The following is a 21,020-nucleotide window of genomic DNA, read 5'->3' as shown; positions in this document are numbered from 1 at the left end:
TATGTATTTCCCATCTAGCTCTTGGGGGAAGTTTTCTGATATTTATGTTACATATGATGACGTTGATGGAAATGAGAAAAGAATCTATCCTATGGAGATATTTAATTTATCTACATCTCATTCACAAAAAAATAAATTAAAAGAAGTATTGGAGGTTTTACGAATGCCCGTTTATAATCCTGAAACAAAAGAAAACGATTATGTTGATTTAAAACTTGTTGATAAGATTCTAATTGATTCTGAATACATACAAGACATGAAAACAAACAAAAAAGAAAAGATTGACATTACATTAAAAGCGAATGAAGAAAAGAAATTAGTTCAAGTAGTTCTCTCTAATAAAGAAGTTAAATTTGAGCATACTCATGAAATTGAGTTACAAACATTTGAAGAAATGCTATTTCATGCGATAAATAACGAGTCTACACAAAAGCTTGAGAATACAGAAGATTTTAAGGCTATCATTTATAATGGCATTTCATCATTTATTGATGCTAACACTTTAAAGAAAAAGCATTTTGCTTATTTGAATGAAAAATATGTCTTAGATAATGGCATTGGAATTATTCATGATACAAAAACAAATCAAGATATAGGAACATTTGAATCAATTAAATATGTGTATTCTTCTAAGAAACGAACTGTTGACTTTAAGGGCATTATTTTATTTGGCAGATTATTAGAAGACCTAGCAGAGAATGATCGCTATGAATTTTCTTTTTACTCATTAGAGCATAAACTTTTATATTCATTCATGATTAATGATTTATCTGTTCCTAATTTTAAAAGCAATAAAACTTCGTCTATTGATGAATTTATCTTCATGATTGATGAATTTATCTTTGTGTCTGAACAATTTAACACAGACCATAAGTTTTATAAGCTGATTCAAGAAGCTCAAGGTAAGAAAACATTACTGGAAGGCTTAACTGAAGATAGTCCATTATATGAAGTAAATATGGATCAATTTAGGCAGTCTCGACTATCAATTTTAGAATTGAGCAAGCAAAAACAAAAGCAAGAAAAGATTGTAAATCAGTTTGCTGATATTGATTTAGGCTTTTAATTAATTGCCCCTCCGGGGCATGTTTTAGAATAAATAACGAACCACCCACTTAGGAGGAAATAATATGATTACAGAAGCGAAGAAGATGACAGGTATTGATGAAATTGGAACATTAATGAATTCAAGAAGAAAATGTATTCTAGTACATACTTTTGAAGAAGAGCGATTCCAAGAAGATTTAAAAGCTATAGTTGAAGCAAAATCTTATGAGGGATTTTCTTGGACTATCACATCTGGATTAATCGATATGATTACATTAGAACAAACAGAAAAGCTTCATGATCCGGTAAAGATTTTAGACTACATTGATAAATATGAAAAGCAAGCAATCTTTGTTATTAAAGATTTTCATGATATTTGGTCTAATTTCCAAGTAAAACGAAAGCTAAGAGATATATTAGAAAAACCTAGTGACACATACAAAGCAATTATCTTAGTTTCACCACAAATAAATATCCCAATGGAATTAGAAAAGCTAATTACTGTTGTTACATATGAGTTACCTGACCGTGAGCAAGTTATTACTCAATTAGAAGGCATGGAAGTATATTTACGTGACAATGGATTAAAAGTTCCAGAAGGTCGTGAGCGTGTTTCTATTATTAATGCATTGATTGGCATGACACAAGCTGAAATTATCAACGTATTAAAGAAATCTGTTGCTAAGAATAGACAAATCATGCTTGATGAAATTGTTGCAGAAAAAGAACAAGTTATTAAGAAAACTGGTTTATTGGAATACGTTACAAAACTAGGCAATATGGACAATGTTGGTGGATTAGATATCTTAAAAGATTGGTTTAATGATGCTCATTATGCCTTTGATCATGAAGCAAGACAATATGGCATTGATCCAGTGCGTGGAACAGTTGTCGCTGGTTTCCCTGGTACAGGTAAATCACTTGTATCTAAGTCTGTTGCTCATATGTGGAATTTACCTTTATTAAAGATGAATATGAGTGACATTATGGATTCAAAAGTTGGACAGTCTGAAAAGAATATTGACCGTGCATTAAAATTAGCTGAAAGTGTATCACCTTGTGTATTGTGGATTGATGAGTTTGAAAAAGCATTATCAGGTATGGCTTCTTCTGATCGTTCGGACGGTGGTACTACTTCTCGTGTAATTCAATCTTTATTAACTTGGTTATCAGATAAGTTAGCACCAGTGTTTGTAATTGCAACAGCTAATGATATTACGAAGCTTCCTGCTGAATTAACTCGTGCAGGTCGATTTGATGACATCTTCTTTGTTTCACTTCCTGCACAACGTGAGCGTCAAGATATCTATAAAATTCATTTAGCAAAACGAGGATATTCTATCTGCTCTGAATCAACAGGTTCAGATTGTTTTACTGAAAGTCAAATTGAAGAGTTAGCCAAGATTTCAGAAGACTTTACTGGTGCAGAAATTGAACAGGTTGTTGCTGAAGCAGGAAGACGAGCTTATGCAGACTTTAAGAAAAACAATCGTGATGTTCATCATATTACAACTGAGGATATGAAAGAACAAATCGAAAGGATTGTTCCTCTATCTAAACGCAATCCAGAGTTATTATCTGATTTACGTGAATGGGCTAAGCATTCAGCTAAGTGTGCTTCTAGTGAAGAACATAAACATATTCACGGTGAAGATAAAAAAGGCTCTAATAAGCAACCTGCTCTATTTAGTATTAACGATCTTGAACTTAATAGTAAGTGAGGTGTCTAAATGTATGATAAGCAGCTAGTCAGGGAAAAAGTTTTAAAAATGTTAAATGAATACTCTCCAAGTGAAAAGCAATTCACTAGACAAGAAAACTTTCATAGAGCCGTATCATTTGCTTTAGATGAAGTTACCGAAATGGAACAAGCTTTTGATAAATTTGTTCAATCAGTAGGACATTTGGAACTTTTTAAGGAGGTGGTACATCAACCATTAACTAAAGAAAGCACTAGAATCTTTACAAATCTAAGGTATCTGATTGAAAGGAATTACACGAAAGAAGAAACACAAAAGATGCCTGAAAACGTATTTAATCAAGTACAGTCATCACAGCAACGTCGTGTAGAACTACTACAAAAAGTTGCTAAAAAATATCTAGCTAAATAATAAGAGGAGGAAGTAATAATTATGTCACACTTTGCAGTTTATACTTGTAACGTTTCAAATATGGAGTTTGTTAAGAAAGGTCTTGCAGAAATGGGACTAGGTTTCAAAGAAAATACTCAAATCACTGATTGGTATGGTCAGAATCGCCAAGCAGAACTTGCTGTTGTAAAAGATGGAACTGTTTTACCACTTGGTTGGGTTCGTGAAAACGGTGAACTTGGACTTCAAGCTGACTGGTATAAAGTGCCTTACTCTGAAAAGCAATTCACAGATCAAATTTCTCAGCTTCATTCCAAATATCAAGTCTTAGAAGTTTGTGAAGAAAATCGCTGGAATGTAGATGCAGAAGATATTACGATGAACGCTAATGGTGAAATTGAAATTATTGCAACACAATTCGCTTAATCAATGCTCTTTTAATTATCATTTATACTAACTTAGGAGCAGGATTCTGTCCTGCTCTATAAAAGGAGATGTTATTTATATGACTGACTTTTTAATTGTCACATGCCAATCGTTTACTGATCCATCTGGAGTATTAGCAAGACCAGACGGAGAACCTGGGGGAGAAGGATGGATTTCATTACCTTCTAAAGAAGTTGTTTTAGGAATTTATTCAGCAACTGAAGAAGAGGATGCTATTCAAAAAGCTGCCTATGAATATGGAGTCTCTACAGAAGTTCTTGCTTCTTATCAGCTTGCAAAATTATAAAATGAAAGCGAGGAATTAAGATGGATTCATTAACTACAACAGAAAACAAATCAGAAAGAGTATTACTTGGCACAGTAGGTGTTGATACTGGCCAGCTATTTATCTCTGATCCTTCATATATCGAACATAGTTGGACACATTCTTTTGAAGGTGAGCTTTTAGGTATTAAATTTTGGGGACAAGCCGAAGAGAAAGTCAAAGATTATTTAGAGCAAAATGGATATTCTGTAATCAAAAATGGTGGTTCGTACTTTGTAACTGCTACAAATTCACGATTTGTTGTGTTAAATACAACGATTAAATCATATGCGGACGAAATTAATGAAATGATCTTAACTGCTCCTGAAACTACTTCAACTTATGATGCTATTTGTCGTAAAACATTGGGCGCTAAAGGATACGGCAAGATAGATAGTCCTTGGGGTGTTGCATTTACATCTGGATTAGGTGATGGAGCTTATAACGTTTATGGAACTATTCAAGATGTTAAAGGATGGGGAGAGCGTATTACCAAAGTAGAAATCGAATTAATTTCTGATGAACTTATTGCAAAGTTAGAAGCGGCGGGTGAAGAACATGCCTAATACTCAAACGATATTATTTGAATTAAGAGGTGTTCCAGTTGTAACAGCAACCTCACTTCGTATTCCTCAAGAAGAACGTAATTCTGATCTATCTTATTATGATATACGTCATGCAGATTGCGGTTGGTGTGAGCCTGCAACTATAGAACCTTTTGTCATGGTTAATCATTATGGAACAATCGCTACGACACGTCCATTAGAATTAAATGATGGAACTGAATCAAATCCATATTTAGTACTAACTGATGAAGAGGGAAATCTAATTTCACAATATGCATAAGGAGTGGTAATCAGCATGGCAATTGTAAAAATTGTATCGACAGAGGATATGACTATTTTAGAAAAATATCTTAAAGATCAAGACAGTGTCATATTAATTCCTGAAGAAATTGCTAAAGAAAATAATGTAATGCATTTAAATGATACAACAAATGCTTATTATTCTTATCAAGCAGAACCTAATCTTTTTATAGATATTGTTGATAATAAAGAGCATGGGTTCATGGATTACTTAAATTTAAAAGAAAAAGGAGAAGTTGAATAATGGAACAAACTAAAGTGCAATTCACTGTTAAACCAGGTGGAGCTATTAATATGGAAGTAGTAAATGGAGTGGGTCAGTCATGTGTTGATGTAACTCAAGAATTAGAGTTATCGCTATCAAAAGCTGGTTCTAGAAAATCAGATGAAGGAAAGAAACCAGAGTATTATGATGGTGGCGCAAATATTTCTGCATTCAATGATTTAACAGGAATGTAATACATATCATCACTGGATGGCGATACAGTCGCCCATCCTAATGAATAAGAAATGTTTACTTAGAATAATGTAGATTATTTCTTATTGATTAGGGTGTTCTGTTTTAGACTTTTTGTTACACCCCTTAAAAGAGCCAAGAAAGTCGAGTTTATATTTATTTGACTCCATAGGTGCGTATGAGTGTGAGTAAGGTTGCGGAGCTGCAGATCCAATGCTGAGATACGGCTTAATAGGCATACTAGGAAAAATAAATGCGGTGCTCCCAATCCACTGTTAATGGGATATTGGGTAGTCTTGAAGGACGATAACCAGGACAGCTGACAGTCCTAAAAAGCCAAGAGAAGAGAACTAAATGTTGGGTTCTCCAATTTACAGCCAAGCGGTGGGTGAGGGCATGTATAAGGGTAGTGGAGATGTGATACGCCTCCCTGACAGAAAAAGTGCGCAGAATCTAAGGTCTTTCATCCTTTATTCCCCAAAACAAAAATAAAGGGTACTCCCAAATAAGCAGAGGGGTTAGTCATGTTCCTCCAAAACAACATGAAATTATATTTTGTTCGCTCCCCTCTGTTTATTCGGGAGTTTTATAAATCAGATTGTCTCCTATAACTAATAATGCTGATTGAAGTAGGTGAAATCCCTACGCCCCCTTCAAAACTTAAAAATATTGGCAAAGATGTCTTGCGAGGATATATTTCTTCGCTCGTCATCACGTGAAATTGGGTATAAAATATGCAAACGAGAGAGGAGAGCACACCCCTTAACCACCTTTTCGCCCAGTTTCAGGTGATGGCGATACACATCATCGCTTATTTAAACAAACGTTTGATTAATTAGGAGGACCCTTGATGCAAAGCAAACTAGCTCAACTAAAAGATGTCGTTGCAGAAGCAAAACAAAAACAAGCTAAATTTATTTATACAATTGGAAAGCATCCTGAACTTCCAGAGAATGAAATAATTATTAGCCCTATTGCAAATGCAGATCAAAAACTTAAAGATTTTGAAGAAATATTTGATGAATCTTTGCGTTTAAAAATCAATCCAGATATTCAAATTATTGATTTTGGATATTCTCATGACATCTCTAATGATGTTATTCAATAGATGGGGAGTGAATCATATTGACAACAAAAGATGAAAAAGAAATCAAAGCAGGTGTAGAGCATGAAGCTGCCAATCCCAAAACTAGGACTCGCAAGCAAAATAGCACTAAAGCAACTAAGCAAAAACCCGCAACTAGCGAAAAAACTGACAAACTGGAAAGCTCCGAAGAAAAAGTAGTATTAATGATGCCACTTATTAGTGATGAGCCTGATATTTCTAAATACGTCACTAATGTAGAAGGAGATGTATATGCTATCTCTGGCTTACCAGAAGAGTTTATCGCTACTTTATTTGCATGGGTATCCCGTTCACCTAAGTCCTTTAAAGAACATCTGAAAACCGCATTAAAAGAACTTAACTATGAATCATCTGCTGGTCACTTCGGGGCTCTTACAGAAAAAGCAAAAGCCTTTCATGAGAAATGGACTGTTGGATATGGTCATAGTTCTGTAGCAGAACATGCTGTAGCTCACGTTGGCATAGAAAAGGCATCTCGATTAGCTTCTGCTGAATTAGAATTATCTAATCCATTTTTAAGTATTACAGAGTATTCGCAGCGTTACCAGAAACCTAAACGAAATGAATGGTATAATCCATTCCCTGAATATGTGAGTCATAACGGTCCAACTAGGGATATGAAGCCTAGTACATGGCATCGTGAGTTTGAGAAGTTTATGCATGATTCATTTGATGCATTTGAACAACTTGTTGATGGGATATACACTGCTTTAAAGAAAGAATTTGTTAATACAAAAGAATATAAAGAGTTACAAGCAAAAGGAGATACAAAAGCGATTGATCGTGAATTATCCAAGTTAGAAAAATTAGCTTTTGAAGATGGACGATATGCATTACCTTTAGCTATGTACACTCAATTAGGAATGACTGCAAATGGTCGTGCTTGGCGTGATTCGATTGCACAAATCGGAATATCTGACCATAAAGAAGTTCATGACCTTGGAGACAACTTAAAAACAGAAATCACTAAAGTGCTGCCTGTTTTATTGAAGTATGCAACACCTTCTCAATACCAGCAAAATTATAAAAAGAGAATGCAATCTCATTTTCATGATTCGGATTATAATACTTCAGGTCGCTCTAGCGTAAAATTACATACTGTAGATCATGAAGATACAGCAATAAATGAAATTATTACACATCTACTTATTGAGAACGAAAGTTTAACATATGTAGCAGCAAATAACATAGTTAAAGTAATGGATAAAGAAAAGAAATTAGAAATGATTCAGGATATGCTGTTTGAAATGCAACACTTTGATACTCCACCAGAATCATTCAAACAAATTCAATATAAAGCTTCTTTCTTAATTTCAGAAGCGAATTGGCATCAATTACTTCGACATAACCGAAAAACAGATTTTACATTTGCTAAGCCAACAATTAAATTTGGTATCAAGATTCCTCCAAGAGTTAAGAAATTTGGCCTTGAATATATCTTGAAAGACATTGCTAACAAATCAGAGGAACTGTATAATAAAATGATAAATGCATTACATAAATCGGAAGCTGAATATGTTGTACTGAATGCACATAAGCGTCCAATTGCAGCTAGTTTCAATTTATGGGAAGCATATCACTTAATTAATCTTCGCACATCTGATGAAGCCCAATGGGATATCAGAGAAACATTTGAAGAATTATATGAATTCTTATGTGCAGTACACCCAACTTTGATTAGTAAAGCAAAACGTCGATTATCATAAACTAGTTATGAATCACCTCTCTTGAAGGGAGGTGAATTATATGGCAAACGTAGCAGGAATGGAAAAAGTGTTTAATGAGTTATTAAAGAAGTATGAAGGTGCAGCTCGTATTCGTGAATGGAATAATGCAGCTCGTGGTGTTCAATTAACGCAAAATATGAACGCTTTAAATACTGAACTCAAATCATTTAAAAAACGATTTGAAACAGCTAAAGCTGAAGCGTAATACACTTCTTGATTAAGAAAGCAGGCATAATATAATGTCTGCTTTCTTTTATTTTGTAAAAATTAAGTGGAAGGAGAGTATTTATGAAAGTTACCTTATCAGTAGGTCATGTAAAACCTTACATTATTAAAAAAATAAATCATTTAAAAGAACTTGTTGAAATGCTCAATGAAGAATTAGAACAAGCTGATGAAACTTATAAGAAAAAATTAAGCAAATATGAGCAAAAGCATCCTTTAATCCGATTTTTCACTTCCAGACCTGAACATCCTGATAAAGGCTTTATATCTGTTTATACAATAGTAAAAGTACGTAAGGAGAAAATTGAAGAGAAAATCGATGATATTTCATGCCTATTATCTTCTTTAGATCATGCAACAAAAATAGAGCTAGATGAAAAGGATATTGCTTATTATGGGATTGTTTAAAAGAAAAAAACTAATAGAGACACCATCCAGCGAAAGAATCTGTGAATGTGGATATCCAATCGCAATGCCACCAAGAACAATGTATGAAGGTTTTGGTTATAAGAGAATTATTCGAGAGCACACTGATACATGCGTTAAGTGTGGCAAAATCAATAAAATTAATGGCTAGGAGTACAAAACAATATGACACAAGAAGTACAAGTAACACAGCAAGCACCAATCGAAATATTTCCTTTTGCAGAAGCACCTGATAGATATAAATCACTTGGTTTTATGAAAGGAAATGAACAATATATTATCGTCGGACAAGGCGGCTATTCTAAACAAGTGGAACAAATAGCAGAAGACACAAGCGGTGTGTATCAAATGATTAAATTTAATGATGAAAGTCAAAATGAATTGAAATCTATTGCTATTACATATTACGAGTAAGAAAGGATGTTTTGGAGGACATGACAACAGCAGTAGCAGAACAAACTAATTTAAATGCATTTGAAATGGCGAATATGTTAAATGAATTAAATGAACAACAACGTGAGGCGGCAAAAACCATTTATGGCCCTGTTTTAATTTTAGCTGGAGCTGGAAGTGGGAAGACAAAAACACTAACAGTACGCATTGCGAATATGCTCAGTCAAGGAGTGAATCCTGGCAACATTTTCTGTGCTACATTTACAAATAAAGCAGCTAAAGAGATGCAAGCACGTCTACAGAAAGTAGTTGGAGAAGAGCCTATGAAACACATTTGGATGGGAACGTTCCATAGCTTATGTGTAAGAATTCTCCGTAAGCATGGTCATTTATTAGGTTATGATCAAGATGAGAATAGTAAACGCTGCAAGTTTATCATTTATGATACTGGAGATTGCTTGCAAGTTATTGAACGTGTCTATAAACAAATGAATATTCAAGATACATATAAACCTGGCTTTGCACTGCATTACATTGACCAAGCGAAGAATAACTTATGGGATCCAGAATACTGCTTATATCATGTTGCAGAGACTACGGACCAACAGGTTATGGCTCAAGTATATGAAAAGTATCAATTTCATATGAAGCAAATGAATGCAATGGATTTCAATGACCTTATCATGAACACTGTGGTTATTCTTAGAGATTTTGAAGAAGCTCGCAACTATTGGCAAAGTAAATTTCATTTTGTAATGTCTGACGAATATCAAGATGCTAACTATGCTCAATTTCAGTTGTTACTACTGTTAGCAGCGCCACATTATAACTTATTTACTGTTGGAGATGATGCACAATCCATTTACGGATTCCGTGGTTCTGATATCAGTATTATCTTGAACTTCGAAAATCAATTCCCTCATGCAGCCATTATTAAATTAGAAAAGAATTATCGCTCTGTTGGTAATGTTGTTCATGCTGGTAATGAAATTATTAAATTTAATAAGCATCAAAAAGAAAAAACTTTAATCACAGATAAGCAAGATGGTGAACCTATTCGCATTGTCGGATCGGCTACTGAATATCAGGAGTCAGCTTATATTGCTGCGGTTATTAAGAAAAAGGTTTTAGCGGGAGAGTGTAAATGGGAAGATTGCGCTATTTTATATAGAGGTAATGCCCAATCCCGCATAATTGAAGACTTCTTTAGAAATCAATTTATTCCATATACAATTTTAGGAGGTACGAGTTTCTATGACAGGGAAGAAATCAAAGATATTGTGGCTTATTTACGGGTTATCGCTAATCGCAAAGATGACACAGCTATGCTTAGGATTATTAATAAGCCTACTAGAGGTATTGGAAAAACAACTCAAGACAAAGTAGAAGAATACGCAAATGAACATAACGTAAGTATTCATCGTGCACTTAAAAACGCTGGAGATATTCCAACGATGAACAAACGATCAGCAGGGAAAGTAAGAGATTTCTTCGACTTATTAGATCACTTTGAAAAGAAAGCTGAATCTGGCTTGCTATTAACTACGTATGTGAAATACATTCTTGAGCAATCTGGCTTATGGAGACATTATGAAGCCGATAAAAAAGCTGAAGAAAAAGTAGATAATCTAAAAGAATTCCTTATTTTAATTGATAAGTATCAAACGGAAAATCCTGAAAAAACATTAGAAGATTTCTTGCAAGAGATTTCATTGGTTACTGATACAGGTAAAAAGAATGAGATTGATTCCGTTAAACTTATGACAATGCATGCTTCAAAAGGACTAGAATTCCCTATTGTATTCTTAGTAGGATGGAATGAAGGCGTATTTCCTTCTTGGAGAAGTCAGAATGAAAAAGATTTAGAAGAAGAACGCAGATTAGCTTATGTAGGAATCACTCGTGCAGAAAAAGAGTTACACATTACATTTGCTGAACAACGATCACAACAGGATGGAAAAACTAGAATACATAAACCTTCACGGTTCCTTGAGGAAATACCGCAAGAAATTGTTGAAAGTCACATGCTTACTCTATAATTTCTTGTTTTCCAAAGAGTTTCTTGCATTCTTTTACATATACAGATTATTATGAGTGTAAGGAACTTTTTTCTTAAAGGAGATGTTTTATATGGCAAGGCCGTTGCAAAATAAAGTGAATCGTGATGATGTTTATAAAGAAGTCGCTAAAGAGATAGAGTTGTCTCCTAATGGAGAGGCTGAAATATCTTCTTCTAATTTAGCTGATAAGTTTGGTGTACAAGGTCCAACTATGGATTATCATTTAAATGTTTTAGTTAAGAATGGTGCACTTATTCTTTTAGATAAAAGAGGAAAGTATAATAAAAAAATATTTAAATTGCCTTCAGATGCTACTGTGATTGAAAGTAAGGATGATACTAAAGCAGATGTTCATATTCCATTTCAATCTAAAGAATCTCAAGAAAAATTTAATAATTTCATAGAACAGTACAAAAAGGAAACTAAGTCTAAAAATAATGAAGCAGCTGAATCTAAAGAAGAACCGAAAGATGCAGTGCAAGAAAATAAAACAATTGAACAACAAGAAGATGAATTGATTGCTAATAATCCTGGAGAGTATCTAACTAGTGTCTTTACACCGGTTCAAACTGAAGAAGTAGAAGAACCGAAAAAAGTAAAAGAACCTGAAGAAGTTGAAGAAATTGAGGTTTCTGAAGTTAAAGAATCCACTCCAGCACATACAGTAGATGCAGCTAACTTTGAAATAAAAGAATTAACACTAGATCAAAAAATAGAGAAATTTTTAGATAAAACAAATCAAATTCATAACGCTGAAGAGCTATTAAGTCATCAAGATAAAGAAATCTTATCTGTAATGAATGAAACTATTCAACAGAATATGGTTTATTTAAAAGATTTATCTGAACAGCTAACTACAGTTAATAATAAGCAACTTATTCAACACTTAATCGATGATCGTAATAGGTTGAATAGCGAAGTTGAAAAGCTTCAAAAAGAACTAGAAGAAGCTAGGAAACAATCTCAACAGACTGTAGAAAAATATGAAATAGATCCAAATAGAGTACGTTTTATGCAACAAATGATTTTTGATACATTAGATAATTATGTGAATCAACAAAACCATGCATTAGCACTAGGAAGGATTCCTTTCAGAAACAAAATATCTAAAGAAGTTAATGATTTAGTTAAATACACTTTACGCTTAGAAAAATAATTATTAAAGAGCTTTGAGTAAACTTCTCAGGCTCTTTAATAGCTTTTAATGTTCTAAATAATCTTTCTCCCTCCGGGAGCTGTATATAGAAATATATTGTAAAACTAAGGAGGATATGCAAAATGACAAGATATCCAGATGACTTCAAAGAATATCTAAAAGAAACTGCACCGATGCACGAAGTCATCAATTCAATCGTTGGTAATGTGCAACAGTCTGGAGTAAACTATGTTACATACTGTCCTTTTCATAAAGATGATAAACCAAGCTTAATGATTAAACCTGACACAAACACATGGTCATGTTTAGGTTGCGGAGCTGGAAGTAGATATCATAGCACAGCAACTGCTTCTGATGTTTATGGTTTTTTAAAAGGGTATTATAATCATAATATGACACAAAGTATAGAATGGTTGGCCAAGTTTTTAAATGTATCTCTACCAGTTCTAGATTCAAAACAGCAGTATAAGATTAATCAGCATCAATGGTGGCATTCTAAATGCTTAGATACTCAAAATAGATTTACTCAAAATCTTTTAAAAAATATTGATGCTTATAAATATTTACGTAATCGTGGGATTGATGATATGGATATTCAAGTTTGGCAAATTGGTTTTGGAGATGCGGAAGAGGTTGAATTTGTGAATACAAAGGCTAAAATAACTTTTGCAATTCACGATTATCAAGGTAATATCGTTTCATTTACAGGTCGAGTTCCATTTGGTTCAGATGTATTAGCTGAATTGAATAAAAAACAAAAAGCAGAAGAGAAACGCATTACACCTAAATATGACCATCGTTATCCACTTACAGAAAAATTTGTAGAGAAGTCTTATATTCAAAATCATCCGTTTCCTGAATTTGATCGCAATGCATACTTATATGGTATTGCTCATGCCAAGTCTTATATTAATCAATGGAAGTCTGCTACTTTAGTTGAAGGTTTTACTGATGTAATTCAAATGCATAAGTATGGCATTAGAAACACTGTAGCGTCTCTAGGAACGTCTTTAAGTGACCAGCAAGTATTAATGCTTAAACGTGCTGGAGCGAAGCGTGTGCTCCTTATGAGAGATGGTGATGAAGCTGGATTTAAAGCAATGGAAAGAGATGCATTAGTTTGTATGAAACATGGGTTAATAGTTGAAGTTTGTCCGCTTCCTGAAGGGCATGACCCTGATACATTATGTCAGTCATATCCTGTATTAGATGATTCTTTATCTAAGTTTATACAAAAGAAAACACGAACACTTACACAATGGAGAGTTGAAAGAATCTATAGAGAAAACCAGGAAGAGATGTTATATCATTATTCTCGTATTGGCGAAATTCAAGATCATAGAATCGATAAAGTGATTTCTCTTTTAGTAGATGAACAGGATCCGGTGCAACAAGACATATTAATTAGGCAGTATGCTGATTTATTTACTGTATCTTATGAATCGTTGCGACTAAAAATAAATATGTATCAATCAAAAGGAGCTGTCTCTTAATGACAACACATAATTTACCTATCTCTTCAACTAAAGAGATACACTCAAAAGAAAGTATTAACAGTCTAGTTTATATTGCTAATGAATTTATTAGTTTTTTAGAATTATTTAAAGATGAAGATTCTATTAATAAGCGCAATGAAGTGGAATCTTTACTTAATTCAATTAAGTTAAATTTAGTTCAACACGATTACATGTATATGGCTGTTTATATTTATGGAGCAAGTATTGATATTGTTAATCATGGTGCAAATTTTGAAGAAGCTAAAGAGCAAGTTATCCAAAACGCTTCAAAAGATTTTGATCCAGAAGAGGATGATGTTTTGTTATTTAAGATTTCTTCCAATAATTCAATTGAGCCTACTTGCGTGTTTAAATATGAAGAATACTTGTCTCAAGAAAACGAAAAGGTGGAATAAATATGGCTTACAATAATAATAAAGGTGGAAACTATAATAATTTTGATTTAAATAACTATGAAACTGTAAAGTCTCGTAAAACTCGTTTACGTAATGACCATCCCGATTCAATTATCTATCCGTTACCTTTATCTGATATTAATTATGCTAATAACTATGTATTAATAGGAGCGCTAATTTGGAAAGATAAAAAGACATTTGATTCTCTGCAAATTGAGACAATAGAGAAGATGACACAATTAGCTGCTACGACAACACCACAAAATGCAGGTATGGTCATGGCTTCAATTGGGATTGCTGCAAAAGCAGATGGCGTAGGATATTCACTTTCTATTGCTGGTGGAAAAGGCGCTGATAAAAATGCTTGGGTAGAAAATGCTGAAGAATCTGCAATTGGACGTGCATTAGATAATATGGGATATCACTCTGGATCAGCATCACAAGAAGAGATGAAGAAAGTTCAGCATATGCAAGAAGTTCAACAAGAGAGAGTACAGCTTGAAAACCAAGTTAATGCACTGTATACGCAATTAATGGCACAAGGTCATAATGTAAATTACATTAATAATATTGTCCAACAATCTGTAGGTCAGTTTACTCACCTTAATAACTTATCTATTGATCAGTTAAATACTTTAGTAACTTCTTTAAATTCTATATCAGGTGGATCTGTTCCGATGGGGCAGCCGGCACCTGTCCCAACACCGAATATGGGGACTGGGCGATAAAAAATATATATAAATAGATTCATAAAAAGTATTTCTTATGAAAATTGCCTTCTATCATATTTTTATGTATAATAAACCTACGGAAAGATTGATAGGAGGTTATTTTATGAGTAGCGCAAAAGATAGAATGAGAAATATACATAGACAGAAAAATACAGTTAACACGGTACCACCGGTTAAGATTGATAAGGCACCGACAAAAATTGTTCAACAACAGGTTCAACAACAAGTGCAGGAAGAAATTGCTGCAACAACAACTGAAGAAACTTTAATGAATGATGCCTTAGATATGAAAAAACAAATGAGTGATGCCTTAGAGGACTATGAAGCACAAGTTGTTTTTAGACCTAAAAAACATATAGTAGTAGAAGGAAGAAAAATCCCTAAAAAAGTGGCTTTATTTGCTCGTGAAGAAGGAATTGTAAATGGTTCTTATGGAAGCAAAAGATTACAAACAAGCTTTGATTGTGCGAATAAGGAAGTACATCAATGGGCAAAAAGCTTTACTACTGAAAATCAATTTAATGGTGGTTGCTCTATTACAAAGTCGGATCTGATAGAAATATGCTTAGATACATTTTTCTATGACTTAGGAATTGAGCCAGTTGGCTATGAATCTTATGCAGAATTCCGAGAAGATATCTGGAGAAAAATGAAGGAATTTAAAGGCAAATAGAAGAATCTGCAAAATACTTGCAGATTTTTTTATTTGCCTTTAATAATCATGCTATAATTGTAGTGCATTACACAGGAGGGTGAATTTTATTATGGAACTTGTTACTTTATATAATGCTAATAGACATCCAGTTGATTTAAATAATATAGATACTCAAACTTTTCACAAGCTAAAGAGGAATGGCTGGTATACAGATTCTAGGACGAATCTAAAGTTTACTATGCTTAATAAACGTATCAAACACGATAATAAATGGTATCGAGTGCTAGTTCGCTTTGGCACACAAGGGAAGGATCATTTGTATAGAAATACATTCCAATTGAGCTCACCTTGTCCTTTTCTAATTACTGAATGTATTCCTATGGATGAAAAACATGAGAAATGGAAAGACGTTAAAACATATCACGGTCCTAAAATGGGGTCAGTATCTGGATATCTACAAAACGGGCTTCCTTATGAAGTTATTAATGAAGTAAATGAAGATTTAGTAGAATATATTGTTTATGCTTAATAGAAGGAGAGAGAAGAGATGGATACCCTTAAAATCAATGAACCTTTATCTGAATATACAACAAGAATATTAAGAAGTTATTTAAAGTTTCCTGAAGGAGCAAGCTTCACTGCGATGGATTGGAAAGCATTTAATGGACAATTTCTGCATCAATTAACATCTGCAGTTAGAGATAATCGAAAATTATATGGTGTATCTTCTGACTATTATGGTTGCGATACAATGAAGAATGAATATGGCTTTGAAAGGGCAATTTGCTCAGATTATAAAAGCGAAGCAAAAATCACAAATGATGTTTTCTCACTTATGGTGGTAAATCCAAATATAGATCGTAGATTAGTTAATGAGATTTTTGAACAAGTTGATCCTTATAATATGCCAGATTTTGAAGCTGATGCTCGAGCTTATGTTAGAAGACAAGAAGAAGAAAAAAACAGGCTTCAGAATCAATTAAAGAACCAAATAGATTTCGGTAAGTTAGATGAACACAATAGAAATGCTGAGTCTGCAAATAGTGAATCTGAACAAGAAAAAGAAGCAAAAATAGAACTTAAAATTCGTAAAGAACTAGAGAACCGCATTAAGACTTGGAGAATGGCTATGAAGCAACAACAAAAAGCTATGGCCAATATGAGATATGATACGTTTCTTTTACAACGTGCAACTACATATTTACGTCCAGGTGGTATTTTAGTATTCATTACACCAAAAGAATTCATAGACGATACAATCACTTTTAAATTAGTAAATCAGTATGAGGATATTAGAATTATAAGACTAGATGATGAAGAATATCCTGATTATAGAAAGTGCATTGTGCTTGCTAAAAAGAGAAGAAAAGCTACACGAGAACAATATGAATTAGGTAGATTATTATCTCGAACGAAAGAAAAGCCATTTAGAACATTTGGACATGTTCGTGAGGTAACTGCTACCGATGAAGATAGAAGATTACAACAGGAACTCTTAGCGCAAGTGGATGCCATGTACAGCGTATTAGATTTTCAAAGCACTCCATTGTATGAGGTTCCTATAAGTGAAGCAGAGGAAATCAATTCATTCCGTGTTGGACCTGTAACAGCAAAAGAAGCATTAGAGGCTATTAATAAATCGAAGGTTCTTTCTACTTATCAAGAGACTTATTCTCAGACGACAAATATGAAGAATCCAGTTGCCCCAACACCACTTCATAAAGGACACATCATGTTACTTTTAACTAGTGGTTTACTAAATGGCTACATTGGCAAAGGAGTAAATCAGCATTTAGTTAAAGGAAGTGCAATCAAAGATATTCATGAGTTTTCAGAAGTTGAAGAAGACGGTACATCAAAAATTGTAGAACGTGAATTTTATAATATTGGAGTTAAATTGCTTGATAGTAACGGTGAATTTCGAAAGATAATGTAAGGAGGTAGCATGTAATGTCAGACTTTAAAAGTAATGAAATCTATGCATTAGAAATGTATCATAGAAACACAAATTCAAATATTGCTTATTGCGATTTATTAGTCGTGGATAATCATAATACAATTCATTTAGCTAATATTATTGGGCAAGACTCAAAAGTAAAACAGGTAGCTTGGTTAATGCAAGAGGGGAAGGTTGGTCAAATCCGCCGTGCTGAAGGACCTCACTATGAACAAGGACATCAAAAACATTCTGTATATTCTATTGCTGACAGAAAAGCTTGCTATGATGAGTATTCTGGTAAATCCGATGATTTAACACATACATTATTAATCTCAAAGAATGCAAAACTTGATTTGAAGGTTCGTAAAGAATGGTTCAAAGACGAAGAGAAGCGCATTGCGGATGGCAACGAGCCAAGAAAAATGCCAGCAGAATTAGCTGAGTTAATCTTAGCTTGGGATGGAGATTATAAAGCACAAATCTTTGAAGTTCTTAATGATAGATACAATACGCCAATGCTTGAAGAATGGGCTGATTATATTATTAATGCTTTAGAAGAAAATGGTGGATATGAGGCGTTATCTGTAAAATGTTATGGATCAGATTACGATTTAAAAGCTGGCTTATTACGTGTTACTGAACAAGAATTAGAATCTATCATTACAGATGGTATTCAAAGTTATGAATTAGAGTTTGCAGTTGAAGAAGATGATACAGTAGAACCGATATTAGATAAATGCCAAACTACTGATGATTACTTAACACACTTTGCTGCTGAATTAGGTCAGCGTATCCAAGAGAATGTAAAGGTATGCTTTGATCCAGCTGAACAGAAGCATCATCCTGCTTTTTATGATGTGAACTTGCAAGCAAATGAACAAGGGATAACAGGTTTATATCCACCTCAAGCCAATACTATTATGGGGATTGTTAATACTCTTTCAACAGAAGCCTTTTGCTTTTTAATTGGGGAAATGGGTACAGGTAAAACAGTGCAAGGAGCGATTATTCCTTATATTACTGAAGCTGCCATTCAAAATGTAGAACATAATCCTAAGCCGCAGCGTGTCATTGTTTTATCTCCAAGTATTATGGTTGAAAAATGGGCAAGGGAAATTAGGGAACGTATTCCTAATTGTAAAACTCATATGATTAATCATTGGACTGATGTGAAGAAGATAGAAGATGCGAATGTATTCATTGATAGCAAAGGAAAGCGCAAATTTAAAAAGCCTGAGCAGTGGGAGTATTACATCATTAGTTCTGAGCTTTCTAAGTTTACATTTCCGCTGGAGCCAATTAAAGATTGGAGAACAAAGAAAGATGACATGACACTTTATCATGTGGATGAAGTAGATCCTGAGCAAACAAAATTCATTTCTCGCACAGTCTTTCATGAAGATGGTACAACTGAGAGAGTAAAAGAACGTGTTGTGAAACCTGAATATAAAGTTAGATTTGAAAAAACATACATTCAAAACCCAGAGTCTGGCGATACAAGGCAAGTTTTAACATGCGGGGATACAGGTTTTTATTGCCCAAAATGTGGTGGTATTTTAAAAGGACGTGGCGATAAAGTAGCAGGTGAAAACTTCTTTGGTCGATTTAACAAAAGCTCTGAAAGATTCGTTAAAAACATGACAAAAGAGAATCTTGTTTGTCGTAATGATGTAGATACAAGCACATTGCCAAAATCAGAAGTGAAAGAGTGGGTTTTAGATACATTAACACAACGATATGTACCAGCGGAACCAACACAGGAATGTGGGTATGTGTTATGGCAACCAGAAAAGTTACCAGTAGATTCTGGATATAGAAAAGTATCACCTATTTGGTACATTAACAAAAGATTACCTCGTGGCTTCTTTAAATATTTAGTTGCCGATGAAGTTCATGAATATAAATCTGGTGATAGCGCAATTGGACAAGCATTCGGTCAATTGATTAATCATACAGAGAAACAAATTCTACTTACTGGTACATTAATGGGTGGTATGTCTCGTGATGTCTTCTATTTATTAGCAAGACTTAATCCAAAACAATTGTTGAAAGAAAGTATCACTTATTATGACGAAACAGTCTTTAATAAACGATATGGTATTTCTGAATTTAACACGAGAAGTATTGAAGGTAGATTGAAGAAAAATACACTGCAAAAGCCTGGTATTTCTCCTCATTTATTCCCAATTCATTTAATGGCCAATTGTGCATTTTTAGAACTAAATGATATGGGTTATGCATTACCTCCATATGAAGAAATTCCTGTGGTTGTAGATATGTCAGAAGAGCATGCGTTAGCTTATAATTCACTTGCTAAAGATATGCTTACTGCAATTAGAAGTGAAGACGATTTAAAAGGCATGGCTAGTGTCTCTACATTTATGAATGCTATGTATCAGTACGCTGATGCTCCATTCAATGTTCCTGAAATTTCAACATATAACTCAGAAGGTAAGCAGTTCGTATTAGGCGAACCACGTAATTTTGATACAAATGAATTCATGCCAGCTAAGTTACAACAACTTATCAATACCGTTGATGAAGAAGTATATGTGCATGGCAGAAAGAATCTTGTTTATGTGAAATATACAGGAACAGAAGCTTGGAATCAGATGGATACTTACTTATATGATGAATTTAAAAAGCGTGGCTTTAAAGTAGGTATTTTACGTAATGGCAGAAGCTATGATGGTATTAAAATGCCGAAGAACTCTCGCTCTCGTGAAGCTTGGCTACATGACATGATGGAAAAACATGATTGGGATGTATTAATTACAAACCCTCGTCTAGTAAAAGTAGGTTTGGATTTGCTCGCATTCCCTAACATTCATTTCTTCCAATTAGATTATAGTACTTATGACTATATGCAAGCATCTCGAAGATCATGGAGATTAAAACAAACGAAAAACGTAAAAGTATTTACGTATGTTTATCGTGGGACAATTCAAGAAAAAGCATTAAATCTGATTGCTCGTAAGATTGATGCTGCTCTCGCTATGCAAGGTAAGTTTTCAGAAGAAGGCTTACGTGCAATGGCTGATAGCGGTGATGGTATGAATGCATTAGCAAAACAATTAATGCAAGATGATGTATTAGAAGAGCTTGATACTGTTCATGATATATTTGCTCGTAAGAATCAATCTTTCGAAGAGATGCAGTCTGTTGAATTCCAGGATTACGATGGCTATGTAATGAATCCAATTGAAGGTGGAATGGAGACAGTACGTAAAATTGCGCAGGGGCTTATTACTCATGTTGAAGAAGAAGAGAAAGCTGGCCGAGCAACAAGCGAAGATGTTCGACGTACAAAAGAAACAGTCTCTGACTATCTTGATATGTTTGATAATGTTCTAAAACAGGTTGATAACATTCGAGAATACAATAAAGGTGTTAGTAAAAATAAACAAGTTATTGAAGGACAACAAGCATTAGACCTCTTTGCTTTATAAGAGTTCTAAT

General features: G+C 33.8%; 23 protein-coding genes. All 23 read left to right on the top strand.

What is annotated here, in order from left to right:
- Position 1: 1 nt before the first annotated feature.
- The 23 genes from NST86_RS33335 (at position 2) to NST86_RS33225 (ending at position 21,010) form a co-directional block, all read left to right on the top strand.
- Positions 2 to 1,066, top strand: coding sequence for a hypothetical protein (locus tag NST86_RS33335; RefSeq protein ID WP_340935494.1), 1,065 nt, complete (start codon positions 2 to 4; stop codon positions 1,064 to 1,066).
- A gap of 64 nt (positions 1,067 to 1,130) precedes the next feature.
- Positions 1,131 to 2,768, top strand: a complete 1,638-nt coding sequence (locus tag NST86_RS33330) for an AAA family ATPase (protein WP_340935492.1) — start codon at positions 1,131 to 1,133, stop codon at positions 2,766 to 2,768.
- Between the two features lie 9 nt (positions 2,769 to 2,777).
- A complete protein-coding gene (locus NST86_RS33325) occupies positions 2,778 to 3,158 on the top strand; it encodes a hypothetical protein (RefSeq protein ID WP_340935490.1) in 381 nt (126 codons plus the stop codon).
- A 21-nt stretch (positions 3,159 to 3,179) separates the two neighbouring features.
- A complete protein-coding gene (locus tag NST86_RS33320; RefSeq protein WP_072191897.1) occupies positions 3,180 to 3,563 on the top strand; it encodes a DUF1257 domain-containing protein in 384 nt (127 codons plus the stop codon).
- Positions 3,564 to 3,642: 79 nt separating this feature from the next.
- Positions 3,643 to 3,870 (top strand): hypothetical protein, encoded by a 228-nt coding sequence (locus tag NST86_RS33315; protein WP_098687455.1) that lies wholly within the window; start codon positions 3,643 to 3,645, stop codon positions 3,868 to 3,870.
- 20 nt (positions 3,871 to 3,890) lie between these two features.
- Positions 3,891 to 4,454, top strand: coding sequence for a hypothetical protein (locus tag NST86_RS33310; RefSeq protein WP_340935488.1), 564 nt, complete (start codon positions 3,891 to 3,893; stop codon positions 4,452 to 4,454).
- Positions 4,447 to 4,734, top strand: a complete 288-nt coding sequence (locus tag NST86_RS33305) for an LPD28 domain-containing protein (RefSeq protein ID WP_340935486.1) — start codon at positions 4,447 to 4,449, stop codon at positions 4,732 to 4,734. Before NST86_RS33310 ends, NST86_RS33305 begins: the two co-directional genes overlap by 8 nt.
- 15 nt (positions 4,735 to 4,749) lie before the next feature.
- Positions 4,750 to 4,998, top strand: a complete 249-nt coding sequence (locus NST86_RS33300) for a hypothetical protein (RefSeq protein WP_340935485.1) — start codon at positions 4,750 to 4,752, stop codon at positions 4,996 to 4,998.
- Positions 4,998 to 5,213, top strand: coding sequence for a DUF2997 domain-containing protein (locus tag NST86_RS33295; protein WP_072191901.1), 216 nt, complete (start codon positions 4,998 to 5,000; stop codon positions 5,211 to 5,213). The genes NST86_RS33300 and NST86_RS33295 overlap by 1 nt, the downstream gene beginning before the upstream one ends.
- A gap of 848 nt (positions 5,214 to 6,061) precedes the next feature.
- Positions 6,062 to 6,319: a hypothetical protein gene (locus NST86_RS33290; protein WP_340935483.1), complete on the top strand. Its 258-nt coding sequence runs from the start codon at positions 6,062 to 6,064 to the stop codon at positions 6,317 to 6,319.
- 17 nt (positions 6,320 to 6,336) lie between these two features.
- A complete protein-coding gene (locus NST86_RS33285) occupies positions 6,337 to 8,043 on the top strand; it encodes an FAD-dependent thymidylate synthase (RefSeq protein ID WP_340935482.1) in 1,707 nt (568 codons plus the stop codon).
- Positions 8,044 to 8,083: 40 nt separating this feature from the next.
- Positions 8,084 to 8,269 (top strand): hypothetical protein, encoded by a 186-nt coding sequence (locus tag NST86_RS33280; protein ID WP_098205336.1) that lies wholly within the window; start codon positions 8,084 to 8,086, stop codon positions 8,267 to 8,269.
- Positions 8,270 to 8,352: 83 nt separating this feature from the next.
- On the top strand, positions 8,353 to 8,697 hold the full coding sequence (locus NST86_RS33275) for a hypothetical protein (RefSeq protein ID WP_340935480.1): 345 nt from the start codon (positions 8,353 to 8,355) through the stop codon (positions 8,695 to 8,697).
- A 183-nt stretch (positions 8,698 to 8,880) separates the two neighbouring features.
- Positions 8,881 to 9,129: a hypothetical protein gene (locus tag NST86_RS33270; RefSeq protein WP_098685592.1), complete on the top strand. Its 249-nt coding sequence runs from the start codon at positions 8,881 to 8,883 to the stop codon at positions 9,127 to 9,129.
- Between the two features lie 20 nt (positions 9,130 to 9,149).
- A complete protein-coding gene (locus tag NST86_RS33265; protein ID WP_098205332.1) occupies positions 9,150 to 11,147 on the top strand; it encodes an ATP-dependent helicase in 1,998 nt (665 codons plus the stop codon).
- A 91-nt stretch (positions 11,148 to 11,238) separates the two neighbouring features.
- Positions 11,239 to 12,324 (top strand): ArsR family transcriptional regulator, encoded by a 1,086-nt coding sequence (locus tag NST86_RS33260; RefSeq protein ID WP_340935479.1) that lies wholly within the window; start codon positions 11,239 to 11,241, stop codon positions 12,322 to 12,324.
- Between the two features lie 122 nt (positions 12,325 to 12,446).
- The gene (locus NST86_RS33255; protein WP_098205330.1) at positions 12,447 to 13,817 is read left to right on the top strand and encodes a toprim domain-containing protein; all 1,371 of its coding nucleotides are present in this window, start codon (positions 12,447 to 12,449) and stop codon (positions 13,815 to 13,817) included.
- Entirely contained in the window at positions 13,817 to 14,236 is a 420-nt protein-coding gene (locus NST86_RS33250) for a hypothetical protein (RefSeq protein WP_340935477.1), read from the top strand. The genes NST86_RS33255 and NST86_RS33250 overlap by 1 nt, the downstream gene beginning before the upstream one ends.
- A gap of 2 nt (positions 14,237 to 14,238) precedes the next feature.
- Positions 14,239 to 14,964: a hypothetical protein gene (locus NST86_RS33245; RefSeq protein ID WP_340935476.1), complete on the top strand. Its 726-nt coding sequence runs from the start codon at positions 14,239 to 14,241 to the stop codon at positions 14,962 to 14,964.
- A gap of 106 nt (positions 14,965 to 15,070) precedes the next feature.
- On the top strand, positions 15,071 to 15,640 hold the full coding sequence (locus NST86_RS33240; RefSeq protein WP_340935475.1) for a hypothetical protein: 570 nt from the start codon (positions 15,071 to 15,073) through the stop codon (positions 15,638 to 15,640).
- 91 nt (positions 15,641 to 15,731) lie between these two features.
- On the top strand, positions 15,732 to 16,151 hold the full coding sequence (locus tag NST86_RS33235) for a hypothetical protein (protein WP_098685586.1): 420 nt from the start codon (positions 15,732 to 15,734) through the stop codon (positions 16,149 to 16,151).
- 18 nt (positions 16,152 to 16,169) lie between these two features.
- Positions 16,170 to 17,558, top strand: a complete 1,389-nt coding sequence (locus tag NST86_RS33230; protein WP_340935473.1) for a hypothetical protein — start codon at positions 16,170 to 16,172, stop codon at positions 17,556 to 17,558.
- A gap of 14 nt (positions 17,559 to 17,572) precedes the next feature.
- Complete coding sequence (locus NST86_RS33225; RefSeq protein WP_340935471.1) at positions 17,573 to 21,010, top strand: SNF2-related protein; 3,438 nt, start codon at positions 17,573 to 17,575, stop codon at positions 21,008 to 21,010.
- Positions 21,011 to 21,020 lie beyond the last annotated feature (10 nt).

The organism is Bacillus sp. FSL L8-0199, assembly GCF_038005705.1.
Taxonomy (GTDB): Bacteria; Bacillota; Bacilli; order Bacillales; family Bacillaceae_G; genus Bacillus_A; species Bacillus_A cereus.
Note: the sequence above shows the minus strand (reverse complement) of the source record. Positions and strands in the feature narration are given on the sequence as shown.